At 44.2% G+C, this 18,302-nt stretch carries 17 protein-coding genes; 6 read left to right on the top strand and 11 right to left on the bottom strand.

The window, feature by feature from the left end:
• The first annotated feature begins 121 nt into the window (after positions 1–121).
• The gene (locus JC525_RS09540) at positions 122–1,057 is read left to right on the top strand and encodes an alpha/beta fold hydrolase (RefSeq protein ID WP_198815629.1); all 936 of its coding nucleotides are present in this window, start codon (positions 122–124) and stop codon (positions 1,055–1,057) included.
• A 3-nt stretch (positions 1,058–1,060) separates the two neighbouring features.
• Here JC525_RS09540 and JC525_RS09535 read toward each other — a convergent pair whose 3' ends face one another.
• The 4 genes from JC525_RS09535 to JC525_RS09520 all read right to left on the bottom strand — a co-directional run bounded on the left by JC525_RS09535 (position 1,061) and on the right by JC525_RS09520 (position 3,068).
• Positions 1,061–1,495, bottom strand: a complete 435-nt coding sequence (locus JC525_RS09535) for a hypothetical protein (RefSeq protein WP_198815628.1) — start codon at positions 1,493–1,495, stop codon at positions 1,061–1,063.
• A 76-nt stretch (positions 1,496–1,571) separates the two neighbouring features.
• Positions 1,572–2,015: a hypothetical protein gene (locus tag JC525_RS09530; protein WP_198815627.1), complete on the bottom strand. Its 444-nt coding sequence runs from the start codon at positions 2,013–2,015 to the stop codon at positions 1,572–1,574.
• A gap of 122 nt (positions 2,016–2,137) precedes the next feature.
• Positions 2,138–2,701, bottom strand: a complete 564-nt coding sequence (locus JC525_RS09525; RefSeq protein ID WP_198815626.1) for a CBS domain-containing protein — start codon at positions 2,699–2,701, stop codon at positions 2,138–2,140.
• 46 nt (positions 2,702–2,747) lie between these two features.
• Positions 2,748–3,068, bottom strand: a complete 321-nt coding sequence (locus JC525_RS09520; RefSeq protein WP_233095091.1) for a hypothetical protein — start codon at positions 3,066–3,068, stop codon at positions 2,748–2,750.
• A gap of 286 nt (positions 3,069–3,354) precedes the next feature.
• Between JC525_RS09520 and JC525_RS09515 the strand changes: the two genes are divergently transcribed.
• Positions 3,355–3,882 (top strand): cytochrome b, encoded by a 528-nt coding sequence (locus JC525_RS09515; protein WP_198815625.1) that lies wholly within the window; start codon positions 3,355–3,357, stop codon positions 3,880–3,882.
• A gap of 22 nt (positions 3,883–3,904) precedes the next feature.
• Positions 3,905–4,471: a YceI family protein gene (locus JC525_RS09510; protein WP_198815624.1), complete on the top strand. Its 567-nt coding sequence runs from the start codon at positions 3,905–3,907 to the stop codon at positions 4,469–4,471.
• A 116-nt stretch (positions 4,472–4,587) separates the two neighbouring features.
• Here the strand turns inward: JC525_RS09510 and JC525_RS09505 are convergent, their stop codons facing one another.
• Positions 4,588–5,880 (bottom strand): NAD(P)/FAD-dependent oxidoreductase, encoded by a 1,293-nt coding sequence (locus tag JC525_RS09505; RefSeq protein ID WP_198815623.1) that lies wholly within the window; start codon positions 5,878–5,880, stop codon positions 4,588–4,590.
• A 193-nt stretch (positions 5,881–6,073) separates the two neighbouring features.
• Positions 6,074–8,143 carry a TonB-dependent receptor gene (locus tag JC525_RS09500; protein WP_198815622.1) on the bottom strand — a complete coding sequence of 690 codons (2,070 nt, stop codon included), beginning with the start codon at positions 8,141–8,143 and terminating at the stop codon, positions 6,074–6,076.
• Between the two features lie 312 nt (positions 8,144–8,455).
• On the opposite strand from JC525_RS09500, the gene JC525_RS09495 reads away from it, so the two are divergent.
• Both JC525_RS09495 and JC525_RS09490 read left to right on the top strand, forming a co-directional pair.
• Complete coding sequence (locus JC525_RS09495; protein ID WP_198815621.1) at positions 8,456–8,899, top strand: DUF2721 domain-containing protein; 444 nt, start codon at positions 8,456–8,458, stop codon at positions 8,897–8,899.
• 278 nt (positions 8,900–9,177) lie between these two features.
• Entirely contained in the window at positions 9,178–10,062 is an 885-nt protein-coding gene (locus JC525_RS09490) for a LysR family transcriptional regulator (protein WP_198815620.1), read from the top strand.
• A 117-nt stretch (positions 10,063–10,179) separates the two neighbouring features.
• Here JC525_RS09490 and JC525_RS09485 read toward each other — a convergent pair whose 3' ends face one another.
• Complete coding sequence (locus tag JC525_RS09485; RefSeq protein WP_198815619.1) at positions 10,180–11,535, bottom strand: OmpP1/FadL family transporter; 1,356 nt, start codon at positions 11,533–11,535, stop codon at positions 10,180–10,182.
• A 386-nt stretch (positions 11,536–11,921) separates the two neighbouring features.
• Between JC525_RS09485 and JC525_RS09480 the strand changes: the two genes are divergently transcribed.
• Positions 11,922–12,920 (top strand): NADP-dependent oxidoreductase, encoded by a 999-nt coding sequence (locus JC525_RS09480; RefSeq protein WP_198815618.1) that lies wholly within the window; start codon positions 11,922–11,924, stop codon positions 12,918–12,920.
• A 62-nt stretch (positions 12,921–12,982) separates the two neighbouring features.
• Here the strand turns inward: JC525_RS09480 and JC525_RS09475 are convergent, their stop codons facing one another.
• The 4 genes from JC525_RS09475 to JC525_RS09460 form a co-directional block, all read right to left on the bottom strand.
• A complete protein-coding gene (locus JC525_RS09475; RefSeq protein WP_198815617.1) occupies positions 12,983–14,047 on the bottom strand; it encodes a GGDEF domain-containing protein in 1,065 nt (354 codons plus the stop codon).
• Between the two features lie 95 nt (positions 14,048–14,142).
• On the bottom strand, positions 14,143–16,044 hold the full coding sequence (locus JC525_RS09470; protein WP_233095090.1) for an ATP-binding protein: 1,902 nt from the start codon (positions 16,042–16,044) through the stop codon (positions 14,143–14,145).
• Between the two features lie 43 nt (positions 16,045–16,087).
• Positions 16,088–17,110, bottom strand: a complete 1,023-nt coding sequence (locus tag JC525_RS09465) for an ABC transporter substrate-binding protein (protein ID WP_198815615.1) — start codon at positions 17,108–17,110, stop codon at positions 16,088–16,090.
• A gap of 124 nt (positions 17,111–17,234) precedes the next feature.
• A complete protein-coding gene (locus JC525_RS09460; protein WP_198815614.1) occupies positions 17,235–18,221 on the bottom strand; it encodes an LLM class flavin-dependent oxidoreductase in 987 nt (328 codons plus the stop codon).
• Positions 18,222–18,302 lie beyond the last annotated feature (81 nt).

Raw genomic sequence — 18,302 nt, 5'->3', positions numbered from 1 at the left:
GCTTTTTATAGCAATGCATAACCGTATGCATCTAAACTATAAGTCATCATCACCAAGGCTTACTTGACCATTATAGAGTTAACCGCTAGGTTAAATTTCACTCTTAAACAGGAAGCGCTACATGATTGTTGTTCTGGTATTCGTAATTTCTATCTTTGTTGGACTGATTTGGTTTACTACAAAAATGGACAACAACATTGAATCAATATTCACACCAACTGGAAAACTCACTACTGTGTCCGGTGGAATCATTCACTGGCAAAAACAAGGCAATGGACCTGCCCTGATACTTATTCACGGTTTACTAGGCAATAGTAACAATTTTAATGCGTTAGCAAAAACGCTCGCCGACCGCTATACGGTTTACTCTATTGACCGGCCTGGCAGCGGATTCTCCACACGCTACAAAGGCACTTCAGCAAGTTTTGAACAACAGAGTAAAATGATTTTGGAGTGGATGCACAAAGAAAACATTGTAAGTGCGAGTGTTGCTGGACATTCAATGGGTGGAGGGATTGCGCTACGAATGGCTATCGATGCGCCGGAAAAAATTACGTCAGTCTCGCTTCTGTGTCCACTCACTACGCCTTTACAGAGTGGCGCGGGCCCTTTATCCGTGCTTTATATACCTAACGAGTTCGTGCGAAAGAGTGTGTCAAAAACCATTTCAAGTCCGTTAAGAGCAAGATTTGGCCGAAAGCAAAGTGCACAAATATTTCATCCCGAGGCAGTTCCGCCTTCATTCTCAGTGGATGGAGGGGGCATTTTGGCGCTTCATTCGCGTAGCTTCTATGAAGGTAGCAGGGATACAGTGTCTGCGCAGGGCAGTTTATTTAGGCAACAATCTAGATACAGCGAAATCGCTTGCCCAGTAGGTATACTGTACGGTGAAAATGATGTGATACTAAAGCCTGCCGACCACATAAACACCATTACTAAAGCGATTCCAAGTGCTAAAAGCAATATTATTCCTAATGCAGGTCATATGATCCCCGTAACACAAGTTCAGGCTTGTGCAGACTTCATCTGCGCTATCGACGCTAGGAATATCGCTTAAAGGCTAGTGAACACTTGCTCCTTTCCTGACGTCCCTTTCTTGATGGGCAAATTCAACGATGGCCAGTGCACTCTCGCCTCCCGAGTAAGATTGCTTTAATTTGCGTAGCTGATCAGCCACTCGCTCAACGCCGTCATATTCTTTGCACATGTTTAGTGGTGACATCTCAAGGCTTACATTGTAGCTAGTGAACCACACCTTCATTTGTTCAGTGTCCCCTTCTGACAATGTAATGAGTAAATGGTACATACGAATGAACGCAAGCTGCTTACGATACTCTATTGTTCCGCTTTCAAAACCTAATAGCGTAGTTTGAGCAAGAGAAGACGGAGAAATACCTAATATTTCAGAAGCTTGCTTGATACTCAAACCCAGTTCCTGGTATGCCCATGTAAATGCTTTTGTCACAACACTGGTTGGAAATAATGATCTGTTCATGGTATCGCCTCGTTTAAATGCACAATGTAACGTTTGTGTAATGGTTAGTTGCGAAATGCGTACCAATTTTATTCTGCTATTTTAAAGCCACTCTCTTTAGATGATCAGAAATGCCTTCTTGTTCAATTGAAAAACCTTTCTCTGTTAACCATTCAACAGCTTGGGTAAGCACATTTACAAAAAAAGTATCAATATTAAGATCTCGATACACACGTTTAAGTTGAGCTGTCGTGGTCGCTTTCACGCTGGAATCTCCCATCACTAAAGCAATGTGAGTAAGGCCGAGTGGATGCATAGCAGCCGTACGCTCGCGAAGTGAAGCCTCTGCGTCAGGTACAAGCAGCGACTCTCCAGATACGCAAACGATATTACACCAAGTCTGACCAAATAGGCTCTCAGCTTTCTCACGATAGTCCTTTGCAAAGAGTGTGACACACTCTCTATTCCAAGGACCATAAGCCTGCGTAACAATCGCGCTTCCACATCGAGTAACGATAAATTCGCCATGAGCATACTGCATAAAACTACTTGCCTTTTGTCACGATTTACAGATTAGGGATATACCTATATACGTTTTTCACTGCGCATTGCTAAATGACAATGCGCAGTGAAAGTATGGTTCAAAATTGGCGGAATTAAAAATTAAGCAGCAAGAATAGTGATAAGTTCTGCAAACGTCGGGCGTCCCTGAATATCAAGAGGTAAGCGCAACTCTCTAGCAATATCACTGACGCTAATTACGCCGCGAATTTCATGACTATCCCTGTCCATGACAAGACAGTGATGCTGACCATAGTCTTTCAGCGTTTCAATCACATCTCCCACCGATGAGTGAGTGAGCTCGGTAAAGTCGAAAGACATTAAAGACGTCTTCGGGCGCATGAAGTCATAAACGGTCAATTCATCGCGGTTTATTTTAAGCTCACTAAGGCGCTTGATAATACTCTGCTCGCCAACATCGTGACTTGTAACAATACCAACAAAACGGTTATGACTATTAACCACAAGCATCATTCGCACGTGAGATTGGCGCATAATGGATTCAACTTTAGTGGCCGGAGTGCGCCCATCAATAACGTGCGGCAAGTGTTGTTTGAAGTCAGTAAATACCGCCATTGCAGACGAGTTTAGAGTAATGGTGTTTTCAATAACCGGCCATGCCAACGTGTCGATAGCTTCGGTTTTGTATAGATTTAAGGCGTGCATACCTTCTCTCCTAATCAAAAATAAAAATAGTTTTTTTTAAAAGTGATTAAGTATAAGAAGGGGGTCCTCGTATGATGTTAGCGCGCAGCCTTGCGTACGATTTTGCATCAGCAATGTTGCCAGTGCAAAAAACATACTTTTCTACGCTGACATTAATGTAGAGAGACGCTAAACCGTCATCCAGGTCGTCATCAACATCATGAACTGACCGTTCCCACTCTTCAGCAAGGGTTGCTAATGCTGTGGTTTTGCTGAACTCGTTGACACTATTTTGCACACCTCGACTCTCTCCCAATGCAGAGACGGTAACCAGTGATGAAAATAGCGCTGGCAATATGACTGCCAACAAAACGTATGAAACGCGCAAAGCGTGAAACCTCAACTGTAAAGACTAGTTCTATGGGTGGTCAGCCACCTTTGTGGCTCCCTGTTTAAACTATAAGTGTATTTTGCACGTTTAATAGAGGCGCTTGGCGCATTTTATCCTCCATTAAACGACACAATATTTGAATTTAGTAAATTATGAGTCGTCGCTGTGGTCGCCTACGGCATTCTTTATTCTATAAAAAAGAACAAATGCTCTCGTTAAAAGTGATGTTTGATCGAAGAAATTGGAATTACACTAGTGACAACTTTCGTTATATGGAAATGAAATGAAATCTAGGTGGCCCCGACTTATTGTATTTTTTCATTGGATAAGCGCATTAACTGTAATTGGTATGTTTGCATCTGGCTTGTGGATGGTCGACCTTACCTATTACAGCGACTGGTATAAAACCGCTCCTCATTGGCATAAGAGTGTTGGCTTGCTCTTGCTAGCCATCACTTTACTTCGTTTAGTCACTCGGGCTTTTATTTCACGTCCTCCCTCATTTGGTACAGCCACGGAAAAGAAACTGAGTCACCTAGGCCACATACTTCTATATACGTTAATGATTGCGCTGTTTGCCAGTGGCTATTTGATTTCAACCGCCGACGGAAGAGCCATCGATGTATTTAACTGGTTTGCAGTTCCTGCCGTTGGCGAACTATTTAACAACCAAGAAGATCGTGCCGGAGATGCACATTTTTATATTGCATGGTCCGTTATTATATTAGCGGTAGTTCATACGCTGGCCGCCTTAAAACACCACTTTATTAGCAAAGACGATACACTGAAGCAGATGTTACGGCTTCGATGACATTAAGGAAACAGGAGAGATTATGAAGAAGTTAACACTTGCCCTAGCCGCTGCGCTGTCTTTAAGTACTGCTCAGGCCGCAGATTATGTAATTGATAGTAAGGGCGCACACGCATCTATCAATTTTAAAATTCAGCATTTAGGTTATTCATGGCTTGCGGGTCGCTTTAATGATTTCAAAGGCACTTTTAGCTACGATGATAGCTCACCAAGTGCAGCAAAAATCATGGTGTCTATTGATACAGACAGTATCGACTCCAACCATGCAGAACGTGACAAGCACCTAAAAAGCGACGACTTTTTGAATGTGGACGACTTTCCCCAAGCAAAATTTGTAAGTACGAAGATTGTTGATAAAGGCAATGGCATGATGGATGTGATCGGTGACTTCACGCTACACGGCGTGACAAAACCCATTACTATTGAAGCTAAAAAAATTGGTGAAGGTCAAGATCCTTGGGGCGGCTATCGCGCTGGCTTTATGGGCACCACCATTATTGCCCTCAAAGACTATGGTATCGACTATGACTTAGGTCCGGCGTCGCAAACCGTAGAACTTGAACTTCATGTTGAAGGTGTGAAGCAGTAATAGATCGTGTAGACATTTTTTGAAGTAAACGAAAGCCCCTAGTGAACAAGGCCCCAGAGTTTTGCTACTTAAACCCTGGGAGGAATCACATTTCGGGGCTTATCGCTGTATAGCGCTTAGTGCAGTTTCAGTTTTGGGCTTATCGCCTGGCTCAACTTTTTCACAATGAGCTTAAGCGCCCCTTTTATTTTCCCATGGACCGCAAACTGGTGCATGTTGTACAGAGAAACATAAACCAGCTTTGCTAAGCGCCCTTCGATAAACATACTGCTATTTGATAGCGAGCCCATTAAGCTTCCCACTGTACTGTACTTGCTCAAATGAACCAGCGAGCCGTAATCTTGATACGTAAAATCTTTGGTCTCTTTTTGATTAAATAACGATGTTATATTATGAGCGACGATATCGGCCATTTGATGCGCCGACTGGGCACGGGGTGGCACCCATTTACCATTGTCTTGCTGGAAACCGCAGCAGTCGCCTAGTACCCATATATTCTTATGCGTAGAGCTTCGCAGTTGCTTATCAACTAAAATTTGATTGGCGCGATTGGTTTCAAACAAATCTAATTTCGTAATAAAGTCGGGGGCTTTAACCCCGGCAGCCCATACCATTAGGTCAGCATCAATACGGCTGCCGTCTTTGGTGATTAATCCTTTTGAATCTGCCTCAGCAACCATGGTTTGCTCTTTTATATCTACACCCAACTTGTGTAGCGCTTTTCTGGCTGAATTAGCAATGCGCTCTGGCAATGCAGGCAATATACGCTCGCCGGCCTCTACGATCGTAATTTTCAATCGTGATGCGGACATATCAGGCATTCCATAGGCTTTCGACAAGTTAGCCACATGGTGAAGTTGAGCAGCAAGTTCAGTACCCGTGGCACCCGCTCCCACAATGGCAACATCAATTCTTGCATCTTTGTCTTCTTGCTGGTTTATGCGAATAAGCTGATTGAGCAGCGCGCGGTGAAAGCGCTCGGCTTGCTTTAGAGAGTCGAGAAAATAGCAATGGTCTGCCACACCCGGTGTACCAAAATCGTTGCTTACACTTCCAATAGCTAGCACCAGCTGATCATAGTGTATCTCACGTTCGGGCAAGACCTGTGTGCCTTCATCGTCAATCAGTGGCGATAAGGTTATGGTTTGCTCTTGCGCATTAAGCGAGCACATTTCACCGAGTTGAAAGCGATAATGGTGAGCCGCAGCATGGATTGCATAGTCCACGCCGTCTGAATGTTTATCTATTACACCGGCGGCCACTTCATGAAGTAGCGGCTTCCATATATGAGTTCGACTGCGGTCGACAAGGGTGATTTCGGCTTGCTTTTTTCTCCCGAGGGTGCGGCTTAAGCGACTGGCTAACTCGAGGCCTCCAGCACCGCCACCAACAATTACTATTTTTTGCATGGGTATACCTATTAACAATCATTCCATGTATATCGCCTGCTTCGTATGTACAATAAAGCGTTATATATGGCGTGACTGCGACCCATGCCGATTATTACAGACTACGCCCGAAGCTTTATAGGCACAAGCTAATCGCGGCCATAGTCTGTATTTTCAAGATTAATAGTTACTTATTTATAAAGCTTATTTGGCGTTACAACATAAATGATGCGGAAAACATAAAATTGCGGGGTCTACCAGGGAAGTAGCGTGGGCCTGAAAAACTTGTAAAATCTGCGCGCTCAGCGTACTCAGTGTTAAGCATATTGTTGATGCGCGCATATAGGGTAATGCTATGTGTTAACCCCCAGCTTACTCGCGCATGGATTAAGTCATGACCGTCATACTCATTAAGGTTTTCAGCGTCAGTGTAATAGCTAGCCACATGCTGCCATTCCAATTGAGCCTGCATTTCCTCTGTAATGTCATAGCTTAAACGGGTATTAAATAAAACATTAGGTGCCGTATCAATGTCGTTACCCTTGATATCGAGTTCCCCCGATAGTTGACTGTGCTCGTAAGTATGCCTTGCGTAAGTCCCCGCAAAATCAACGCGCAAATTGTCACTCAGCTTCTGGTCAAAAGTAAGCTCAACGCCTCGATGCCATGTCTCTCCATTGCTAACGTTAAAAAAATCGCTGTCGCGGTAGATTACATTGTCTTTTTCCAGGCTATAAAACGACAGCGTATAGCCACCTTTAAGCAATGGCCCCGTAATACCTAGTTCAACATTATCTGCTGTAACTGACTCAAGTTCAGCCAACGTTTGAGCACGCTGTAAGCGATAGAGTTCGGTAGCTTGGGGCGCGCGATAACCGCGAGCTATCCCCCCGAATAGCTGAATTCGGGGGGATAGCTGATAGCGCAATGAGAGTTTGGGGCTGAAATTGTTATAATTATCCTCACTGTCTGCTGGTCGAGTGTACCGGCATCCGCCAAATTCACACTCAGTTCCATCTTCTCGTACACGACCTGTGTTCATGTTATTGGCGTAGTCGTACTGCATAGTTTCAAAGCGTCCGCCTAACTGAATCGCCCACTTATCATCCTGCCAATTCAACGCGAAAAACGGCGCGAGTAAGGTTGCGTCTACGTCATAATCGTAATGTTTACCCTCAGGTATGGTTTCGACTAAAAACGCTGAACCTTCGGTAGCACCCTGTTGAGCTTGCGTTAACTCTCCCTCGGTGTATTCCGCATCAACGCCAACATCTAACGATATCCTGTCGTTCACCACATAGTTAAACTGTGACAACACGCCCACGCCTTTTTGAGCGTTCTCTTCAAGGGGCTTGCCCGGGAGAAAGTGCATACGAAAACGCATATCCTGATTGCGTATGTAGGGTGTCACTGATAATCGGTGGCCTTCCTCAAACGTTGTATCAAATTTGCTCCATAGCCTTAAACTTCGGGCTTTTCGAAACGCTTCAGGGTTGGGATTACCTCGTGCTATTTCCGTGTCTCTATAACTTTCAAACCCCTCTATATATCCCGCCGTTTCTTGGTCTAAGTGTGTGTAGGTCAGGCCGCTAGTGATAATAGTGTTATCCCCTTCTATTCTATAACGCAAAGACACTTTTTCTTGATCTACACCTTCGTCATCTCTATAACCCGTATCCCGGGTTAAGCTAGCCGCAATACCTACGCCGCTGTAGCCAAAATCTTTACCTTCTTGGATCTTCACCCGATGAAAGCCGTATGAACCATAATCAAAACTCAACGACCCATCGCCTCGCGTTGTATCTGGGGTAATGACGTTGATAACACCGTGTATTGCATTTGAGCCATACAGCGCAGATGCAGGACCTTTGATGACATCAATACGCTGTGCCACTTCGCCATGAGCTTCAAAAAGTTCGTTAATGTTACAAAAGCCTGCCGCACGTAACGGTATTCCATCTTCCGCTGCTAATATTCCCCCGCAGGCGCCAGCCCCTGTAAGAACAGGTGAGCGAAGGGCAGGCAAATACTCTTGCCCGTTCCCTCGCTGAACGCCAGCTCCAGCAATATAGTTGAGCGACTCTTGAATGTGTTGGAAAGAGAGCAGTGATAGCGTTTCCTCTGAAATTGAGGAAACGGCGTAACCCGAGGCAGTTATATTGCCTTGAATACGAGAAGAGGTGGTTTCTATTCTTTCTATTTCTAACATGTTCTGCGCCCCAGCTAACAATGGCGAAAGAGAAACCGTTAATAATGAAAGTGGAACCAATGGGGAAACGCGCATTATCTATCCTTGTGCAAAAGAAAAGGTGTCGTAAGGAGTAAACACTATTGTACCGTTAATCGAGTCTTGAATGGGTTAAAAAGGGCTAAACTTAAGCAAAGTACTAAGTTAAACCACCGTTATCTGTTATAAGCATTGGCTTACACTTTGCTTTTACTTTAATTTTTAGATACGGGTTTTGCTTCTACCTATATCGTTCTGCGCTTTTGTGTTAATGAAGTAAACCATAAATATGAGTTTACGATTGGGTAGAGGCATAAACGCTTTTTACCTCATATAAATTTGAATTTGCCTAGATCTCTGGAGGAATTGTTGGACACGCTTATACCTAGCCTTTCACAACTTATCGAATTTGCCGTGGCACCTGTGTTTCTACTTACCGGTATTGCGGGTTTCCTTAACGTCATGTCGTCACGACTGGGGCGCATCTCTGACCGGGTCAGAGTAGCAGAAAGACAAATTCATACTCTTTCAGACCCGCACATTGTAGACCGCTCTAAGAAAGAAATTAAAGTACTGTGGCGCAGAGTGAAAGTCATTAACTGGGCTATTGGTCTTTGCGTTGCGTCAGGGCTATTGGTGTGCACCGTAATCATGGCCTTGTTTTCCGGGTCACTTTGGGTTGTTGACCTTAAAACACCCATTATTGTTTTGTTCATTTTGGCAATGATGTTTCTAATCAGTGCGCTTATTGTTTTCCTTGTTGAAGTGAAACTTGCAACAAACACCATTAATATGGTTAGGACCATTCGGTAGTTTGACTGCTTATGGCACAAGACTGGTGATGTAAAAGTACGTAAAAAGGACGGGGATAGAAGCCTATCTATCTTCTTTACCCGTCTTTTTACTATTTAGTTTAAAACTGCTTACTTCGTCGTAAAGCCCATAAGTAGTAATGTAAGTATTGAGTAAAACATCACTTGAAAAACGATCATTAACTTTTAAATAAGATAGACTTCGCCCCTTCACGTCATTAATTTGCTAAAAATGTCCACTTCAAAATCTACGGCCAATGGAAAGGATTAAACTGCGCCATGAATACTAAATTACTTCGCTCTCTTCAGGTATTTACCGCAGTGACAGACAGTGGGAGCATGAGTGTCGCCGCGCGAGAACTTCACATGACGGTCTCTGCTATCAGCCAACAATTAAGAAAGCTAGAGCATGATATAGGTTTGAGCCTTTTCAATCGGAATACGCGAAGTTTGAGCTTAACCGAAGCGGGACGCATCTATTACGAGACTAGCAAGCAAATGCTACAAACCGCAGAGCTTGCTCAGCAAAAGATAGAAAGCCTTCAAGACGATCCTACGGGAAAAATTAATATTGTTGCGCCAGAAGGTTTTGGTGGCGGCCTACTTAGTGAGCCGTTGAAAAAGCTTTGCGAGGAATTCCCTAAAATAACGATTTCTCTTACCGTCACCGACGAGCCTAAGGATATTATTGCGTCGAGCGCCGATTTAGTCCTTTGCTTCGCCCCAGTTTCCGATACTAATTTCAGTAGCTTACAGCTAGCTACATGGGCGCGTATTTTGTGTGTATCTGCAGAACACCCACTAGCGAATACGAAGCTTTCAAGCCCAGAGCAACTGGTTGATCACGCTTATATTGCTCATCGACATGTTGAAGATTACGTAATGGCTCATAAAGACGGCAGAGATTATGAACTCGACACTCAGCGTATTGATGTGAACTCGATGCAAACCCTCATCAAGCTTACGCAAGATGGGTTAGGTTATGCAGTACTACCAGAACCTGAAGTAAGACATCTTCTGAGATCGGGCGATATGAAGCAACTCTTTGTTGATTGGACGCTACCTGATTACACGGTTTATGCAGTAACGCCAAAACGAGATTTAGTCCCTGCTAAAATCAGCGCAGCAATTACTTGCCTACAAGGCTTATTTGCTCAAATTTAAGCATTAGCACTATTCACTTCGATAAGCTATTTGTAGCAGTCCGCATAGATAATTACCGAGCTTTAAACAACAATGGCAGCGTAAAAGCTGCCATTTTTTTGTGAACAAGGTTACTTATTAGAAACGGGTATTAAGCTGAACACTAAGAATATGTGCAGTCGCTGACTGAGTACCTGTGAAGTTAGTGGTGAAGTCAGTCCCAGGAAGTACATCGCTTAAGATGGTTCTATCTTTGTTGATGTCAGCTTCGCGGCCATCAATAAATACGTACGCCACATCAACTGAGGTGTCTTCACTCATGGTGTAAGTCATACCACCAGAGAACCAGTGACGGTCTGTATCAGGAATACTTAGCGAGCGGTTCTCTACCGAAACTACTCCATCGTCGTAAGCATAACCTGCACGAAGTGTGATTTCGTCGTTCAAAATGTAAGTCACGCCAATTGACGCGCGCCATGAATCATCGAAGTTCTCTTCCTTGATTAAGAAATCGACGCCATCTTCTAGGTTGGCTTCAAGCTTTTCGAACGTACTCCAATCGGTAAACGTTAAGCTCGCTTGCACAGACCATTGGTTATCGATTTTCTGATCAACCGCTAATTCAGTAATAGCAGCAAGATTCAAATCAAGGCTACCAGGCTGGTTAAGATTAATAGGAAAAATAGGCGTTTCTGAAGATACTGCACCTTCAAGCTCTAGTTTTGTTTCAGCGCGGTATGAAAGCGCGATATTAGTCATGTCAGTTGGCTGCCAGAAAACACCTGCGTTCCAACCGAAGCCTATATCATCACCTTCCATGCTAAACAATGAATTACCAGTAGTAAGCTGTGGCAATGTAACGCCTAGCGCGTCTGCGCTTGGTGCGAAAGCAACCAATGTGTCAACAAGGGTGTTTGAAACGCCAGAGCCAATTTCAGCCTCTGCATACGTAATATTCAAACCAAAGCCAACCATAAGCTGCTTGTTTAATTTATATGAAACAGCTGGGTTTACCGTTACGGTTTTCACTTCTGCTGTGTCAGCGAAGTGAAGCGCACCGAAGTCATCCGAATAGTCTGAACGAAGGCCATAGGTAGTGAAAACGCCAACACCTGCAGACAGTTTATCGTTGATAGGCGATACATAGAAGAAACCAGGGACAATTGCTGTATCAGCAATGTTGTCTTCTTGCGCAGCATCACCACCAACGGTATTGCCGCCGAGGTCATAGGTAACTGCACCATTGATATCTACATTGGGGTCAATAAAGCTGACTGATGCACTGAACTCAGCGTCTTTAAATACACCAATTGCTGCTGGATTGGTTGCTAAGATAGAGGCGTTCTCTGGCTTTGCCGCCTGACCAGCCATGGCGCGGCCTAGGCCGTTCGCACTGTGTTCGTTAACTTGGAAACCAGCTGCCAGCGCAGAAGAAGAGGCTAAAGTAGCAAGCGCTAGGCAAACTGAGGCACGTAAGGAAAACTGTTGCTTCATAAGATACTCATTGTAGTAGGGGAAAATTGCAGCCGGCATTCTACGGATGTGAGTAGTTATGTTCAATGCAAGTAAACGCCATTTACGCACATTTATCGCATTTTTTACAATTATAGCAACAGTTTCGCCGCATTTATAAGCAACATTGATAATTCACAGTTAATATAAGATCACAATATTGTTAATAGCTTTTTGCAATTATCACTAACAATCATTGGAACTAATCTAATATTTAATTCAAATTCATGAAAAAGTGGCTTGAACGGTTGAGTTAGTTCCAGCAAGCCCCACCCTTTACCAAGTAAGTGATAGCGCCAACAAACTACGGCGGTGTAACTTAATATGCCAAGAAGGCAGACACTTTTTAATTGTTACTGGAGGATACAATGTCAACATACAAAGCAATAACGCTGGTTCAACGTCCCGACGATAGGAAGATTGGTCCCCACCTCTTTGAAACCAAAGAGCTAGAAATCCCTGCCCCGAAAGACGGTCAAATTCTAATAAAGCAAACGCATATGTCCTTAGACCCTGCGATGCTTGGTTGGATGAGCGAAGACAGAGAAAGCTATATTCCTCCGGTAGAACTTGGCGACGTAATGCGTTCAAGCGGCGTGGGTGAAGTTATTGAGTCGAAAAATCCTGACTTCTCCGTTGGCGATAAAGTCATGGGTATGACTGGCTGGAGCGAATATGTGCTCAGTGACGGCTCTGGATTTAATAAGCTTCAGGACGGCGTGACAGAAGAAATGGCGCTATGTGTGTTTGCATTGCCGGGTTTAACCGCCACCACTGGGCTTTATAAGTTTGGCGAGCCTAAACAAGGCGAAACACTTATTGTAACTGGCGCAGCAGGCTCAGTGGGTTCGATGGTAGGCCAGCTTGCAAAAGCTGACGGCTTGCGAGTTATAGGTGTAGTAGGTAGTGATGAAAAAGCAGACTGGATAGTTAACGAGCTTGGCTTTGACGGTGCAATCAACTACAAGACAGATGATTTAAAAGAAAAACTAGCAGAGCTTACGCCAGACAAAATTGACGTGTTCTTCGAAAATACCGGCGGCCCTATTCAACATCACATATTTAACAGAATGAACGCTCATGGCCGTATTGTTGTATGCGGCATGATTGCCGATTATCAGTCCGAAGAACCTTCACCGGGCCCAAACTGGATCCCATTAATTAAAAAACGTATCAATATTCGCGGGTTTGCTATGCCTGATCACTGGGGTGAAATTCCTCAGCTATTACAAAAGCTCACGCCCTACGTACAGCAAGGTAAAATTAAGTACCGCGCACATACGATAGAAGGTTTAGAAAATGCTGAGAAAGGCTTAAACATGCTTTTCGAAGGTAAAAATACCGGCAAAATGATTGTAAAACTTTAGTAAGCACGGGCAATAGAATTGGTGGGCGTGGCGCACGTCGTTTCGCCCCTCTTTCTGTAAAACTAGGCCTCTGTTAACACGAACTGAGCTTTACCTCTTTCCTTAGCGTCATAAAGCGCTTTATCCGCTTCATCAATAAGCCAGTCGATGGAGCAATTATTAACAGACTTCGCAAACACCACACCAATCGAACAACTTACAAGCGGGTGCTTCGCATCTTGTGCATGTTTTATCGCTACTTCTTTCCATTCATTTAATAACGCCTGACAGTGCTTTACCACTTGGTCTTTTTGGATATCGCTGAGCACGATAATAAACTCTTCGCCGCCATATCGCCCCAAGATATCTGTCTCGCGCTTAAATACCTGCTTCATAATGCGCGCCTGTATTTTAATTGCCTCATCACCCTGCTGATGGCCAAAAGCATCGTTGTATTTTTTAAAATCGTCTAAATCGAGCATTAATACTGCCATTGAAACCTTGTGCCGTTTACTTAACGCCAACAGTTTTTCGCTTTGCTCTCTTAAAGCACGCCGATTCAATAAGTCAGAGAGCGGGTCGTATTTACTCAGCTTAAGCAGTCTGTCGTTGGTGTGTTTTAGCATTTGCACACTCCGGTCTAAACGGTAGCGAGCATATACACAAATAAATAGCGACCCCGAGACAAATGCTGCGGAAATTGGCACCCTATCCCCATAAACAGGCGCTATCCACATCAGACCGAGAAAACCCAGTATATTAATAAGGTTGACAGTTATCGCTAATTTAAAGGGAATACCCAGTGCAAAAACACAGAAGAAGGCATATAAGATAGTCCCCTCGTAGGGAAAAATAAAATCATGCTCGGCCCAACATACCCATATGAGCCAATAGTTGCTATATGAAAGAGCGAAAAGCAAGGTTGCAAAGACGATAGCTCTATATTGAATAAACTTGCGCCAATAGGATATCGCTATGACAGTAAGTATGATGGGGAGTTGGATGAGTAAACGGTCAAATATGTACACTCGATGCATGGTGCTTGGTAGTAACATCAAGTCAGCGGCCATGAAGATGAGCACGAGTGCAGCGCCGATAATGAGCGCAATACGCAGGCGCCTCAATTCACTTGGTTTATTAAATCGCACACGCCATCCTATGCATCAAGATTGAATGTAGACCTAAGCGCCCTATTCGTTATGCGTTCATTCACTTATGAAACCTACAAAGACACTCAGTAACTCTACTTATTATCAGCGACTTCTTGCTCGAGCGCCAGTTTTACTAAGCTTTCTTGTAACGCTTCAACAGTGACAGGTTTGGTTACAATATCGTCCATTCCTGACGCCTTAAATACTACATGGCGCTCTTTGAACGCTTCTGCAGTCAAACCTATCACCGGCGTTTGGCCTAAGTCGCCATTCAGTTTACGAATGCGCTTCGTCGCTTCTATCCCATCCATCACTGGCATGTGAACATCCATAAAGACTACGTCAATACCACCGTCCTCAACCCGTGCCGCCGCTTTAAGTCCATTGTCAACGTGCTCAACAACACAATTGAGTTGCTCTAGAAGCGCTTGTGCTACTACTGCGTTAATCGCGTTATCTTCTGCCAGTAGTACTTTCAATCCCGCTGGCAAACCCCCATCGCGAGCCTTTTTTACAAGGCATGAAGCAGCTGAAGACTCAACGTTTAACCGAGACTGCACATTGGCAGTAACGGTAAAACACGACCCTTCGCCTACCTTGCTTGCAACTTTGATATCTCCACCTAATAACTGAGCGAGCTGTCTCGCTATGGCAAGCCCAAGACCTGTCCCTCCGTATTCTCGGGTAATTGAAGAATCAGACTGTGTGAACTTATCAAAAATGTGTTCTAACCTATCTGGTTCGATACCAATACCGCTATCTTTTACAGCAATGACCAAGCGGTTCTCGCTCACTGTTTCCGTTGACGGCTTTTTTAGCTTAGCGGAAATACTCACCGTGCCTTTATGCGTAAACTTGATGGCGTTGCTTACCAGATTAATAATGATTTGACGGAGCTTGGTGATATCACTCGTTACCACCACAGACTCAAGGTTTTTACTTGTGTATACCAAACGCGTATTGTTACTGCTGGCATTGGTACCAAGTAGCGTGACCAGTTCTTTCAACATAACGTTAAGATCAAATTCAGTAACGTCTACTTCCGACATGCCAGACTCAATTTTAGACAAATCCAGCACATCGTTTATTACCGTTGCAAGAATAGACGCCGATGACTTCAAATCACTTGCATATTGGTGTTGTTTATCTGAAAGCGGCGTGTCCAGCAGCAATGTTGCCAACCCTTGAATTCCGTTAAGCGGAGTACGAATTTCATGGCTCATCACAGCAAGGAAATCGGTTTTTGCTCTATTCGCCTGCTGCGCTTGAGCGACATACTGCTCTATTTCACCAGACATTGCCTCAACATCGCGCGCAAGGCCCCCTAGTTCATCGTTTTGCTGTAAATCGATGGTGACCTTTTTATGGTCTACCGCAATTCGGCTAGCGGCCGACTTTATTTTTTCAATGGGCGATACAACCAAAATCTGGGTTACGCGCCCCATTAGAAGGCTAACAATAACAACGGCAAACAGCGTTACGAGAAAAGTGAGCCACGCTATCGTAAACAAGGAAGACTGCAAAGGTTCAGCTGGCTGTAACACAGTGACTTTCCAGTTCCACGGATTGAACTCTGAACAGGCAAAAAGTACGTCTATATCGTTGACGTTAGACTCTCCAAACGCCACCGTGCGATTGGCAATCGTAGCAATGCTGGCGCCCTCTACATTTAGCAACACGGGGGCGTTCATAGTGCTGAAAACAAGGGTTTCGGTACTTTTATCACTTATCGCAAAGTGTCGGTTGGTTGCCTGCTGTAAGGATTCAAGCTCTTCAAATACCTCTTTTTGATAGGCATCTCTGAACACGGGTACGTTTTCAAGACCTGACTCAATAAGTAATTCACGTCGTTCGTTGATAATTTCCAAAACGTTCAATGTGAGTGTTTGAGTAAGAAGCTGATATTCTCGTTCACGCACTGAATCATAGGCTGTTAAATAAGCCCAGTAGCCTGTCACTGCCATTCCAATTAGCAATATTGGAATGTATATCATCAATAGTTTCGTTTTAATCCGCATATTAACTTTTTATCTGACCCTACTGATAGACATGTTGTTTCGCGAGTTTGAGGTAATTTGAGGGGATCGGTAGTTGCAGTTTTATGGCTGTAGAAACATTTACTGCCACCGTATACGTATCCATTTTTCCAACAGGCATATCTTTCGCCGAACTGTTCTCAAGTATCAACTTAGCTTTTCTTGCCGCTGATTTCCCGATACTAACTGGCTCGGATACCACCCCAATGAGCGCCCCCTCTTTCACAGATGAAATACTCTCTGCAAATAAAGGAAATAAACCTGTTCTTTCTTTTACTTTAGCCACCAGCCCATTTGCTTCAGCAAGGGGCCCCGAAGAAAGCCAGTAACCGTCTAATTCGGATTTTCTTTGCTGCAATTTTTCAACAATGTTACCAGTCATTGCCACGAGCCCTTCATCGCCCTCTAAATAAGGAGTATTAATGGCTACAAGATTAATGTGTTTGTAGGTTCCGTTAAGCGCAAGCAGCTGGTTAACTAAGCTGCTCGAAGATGGATAGGTCGAATGAATTAGTCCAATGGTCAAAGGCGTAGTCGGGTTGGACGCCTTAAGTACCCCTTCTAACATGTCGAGTTTCACTTTTGCATCGAGTACGTGTGACTCACCCGTTATGTTGCGTTTGCTGCTTGCGCCAATGGCAGGCACAATGCCTTCTTCTACGGGCGAAGAAACCGCCATAAAAAGTTTTGGTACATCAAGAAAATGGTTAGACCCATTAAGTGCTCGTGTAGCGAGCGTAGCGACCGAAACAATTAGATCGGGGGCAGGTTGTTTAGCTAACTCGGCGAGTATTTCCGTAGCGCGAAGTTCCGAGCCCTCTGCATCGTAGGTAGTCACCTTAATGTCGTAGTCGGGCATAATACGCACCAACTCTTTTTCAAACTCAATGCGTGACTCGGTAACAATCGGGACAGGTAGAGTTTCAACTATAACGACATTATACACTTCTTTAGCCAGCGCTAAGCCCGTGCTCAGCGTCGCTGCAACAACGGCAAATAACGTGCAAACTATGATCCTTGCCATTCTCTACGACCTGCTATAACTCACTGAGAAATCACTACTAAAGTAGTATCATAAGGTTATTCGAAAGCAATGCATAGAAGAAGTTATAGCCAACTGTTATGAAAGAGTAATAACGTGACAAATACTAAGACGCTAACTCCGCAAAAGTTTTAACACTAAACAATCTGGCGTCTATATCGTAAATGGGCATAGACACAATAATTTCATCAATTTGTGTCGCATCTACAAACTTACTGAGCTTTGTTTTGACCGTTTCTTTTGAACCCACCAACGCATACCTCAGCACATTTGATAGCATAGCTTCATCCGTTGCTGTGCAATACTCGTTGAAGTTATGCATAGGCTTGGCAAAAGGCTTGTTAAGGCCACGTCGCATGTTCATAAATTGCTGTTTTACCGACGTGAACAACAATTCTGCCTCCTCGTCAGTATCGGCGATCACTACCATTACGCCCGCCATCGTTTTTGGTGTTGATAATTGCGCTGAAGGTTGGAACATACTGCGGTACACATGCAGGGCATCAAACAAGGCATCGGGTGCAAAATGAGAAGCAAACGAATAGGGCAAACCCATTCTCGCCGCAACCTGCGCACTGTATAGGCTAGAACCTAAAAGCCATAAAGGCACATGGGTATTTGCTCCAGGTACTGCGACAATGGGCTGCCTTTCTTTCGGCTCACCAAAATAGTGTTGTAACTCTTTGATATCTTCTGGGTAGCTGTCAACGTCACTTTGTAAGTTTCGACGAAGCGCTCGAGCCGTTGCCATATCCGTGCCCGGCGCTCTACCCAGCCCAAGTTCAATACGGTTAGGGAATAACTCAGCCAAGGTGCCAAATTGTTCAGCAATAACCAAAGGCGCGTGATTAGGCAGCATAATACCGCCCGCACCAACCTTAATTATAGATGTGGCATTAGCAATGTGCGTTAACACTACCGACGTGGCGGAACTAGCTACACCACGCATGCCGTGATGCTCCGCTAACCACACACGTTCATAGCCACTGCGCTCGGCTTCCATAGCCATCAACGTTGAATTGTTCAACGCGTCTTTTACGCCAAAACCTTCAGATATCGGCGCTAAATCTAGCAGTGAGTAAGGTATAGCCATTTTGCCTCGCTTGCGTATTAAACCATCTAAAGAGATGTAAGTATGAACTAGCTGCCGCTTTACAACCACTAGCGTGGATAA

Source organism: Alteromonas sp. IB21, from assembly GCF_016405965.1.
GTDB lineage: Bacteria > Pseudomonadota > Gammaproteobacteria > Enterobacterales > Alteromonadaceae > Alteromonas.
Note: the sequence above shows the minus strand (reverse complement) of the source record. Positions and strands in the feature narration are given on the sequence as shown.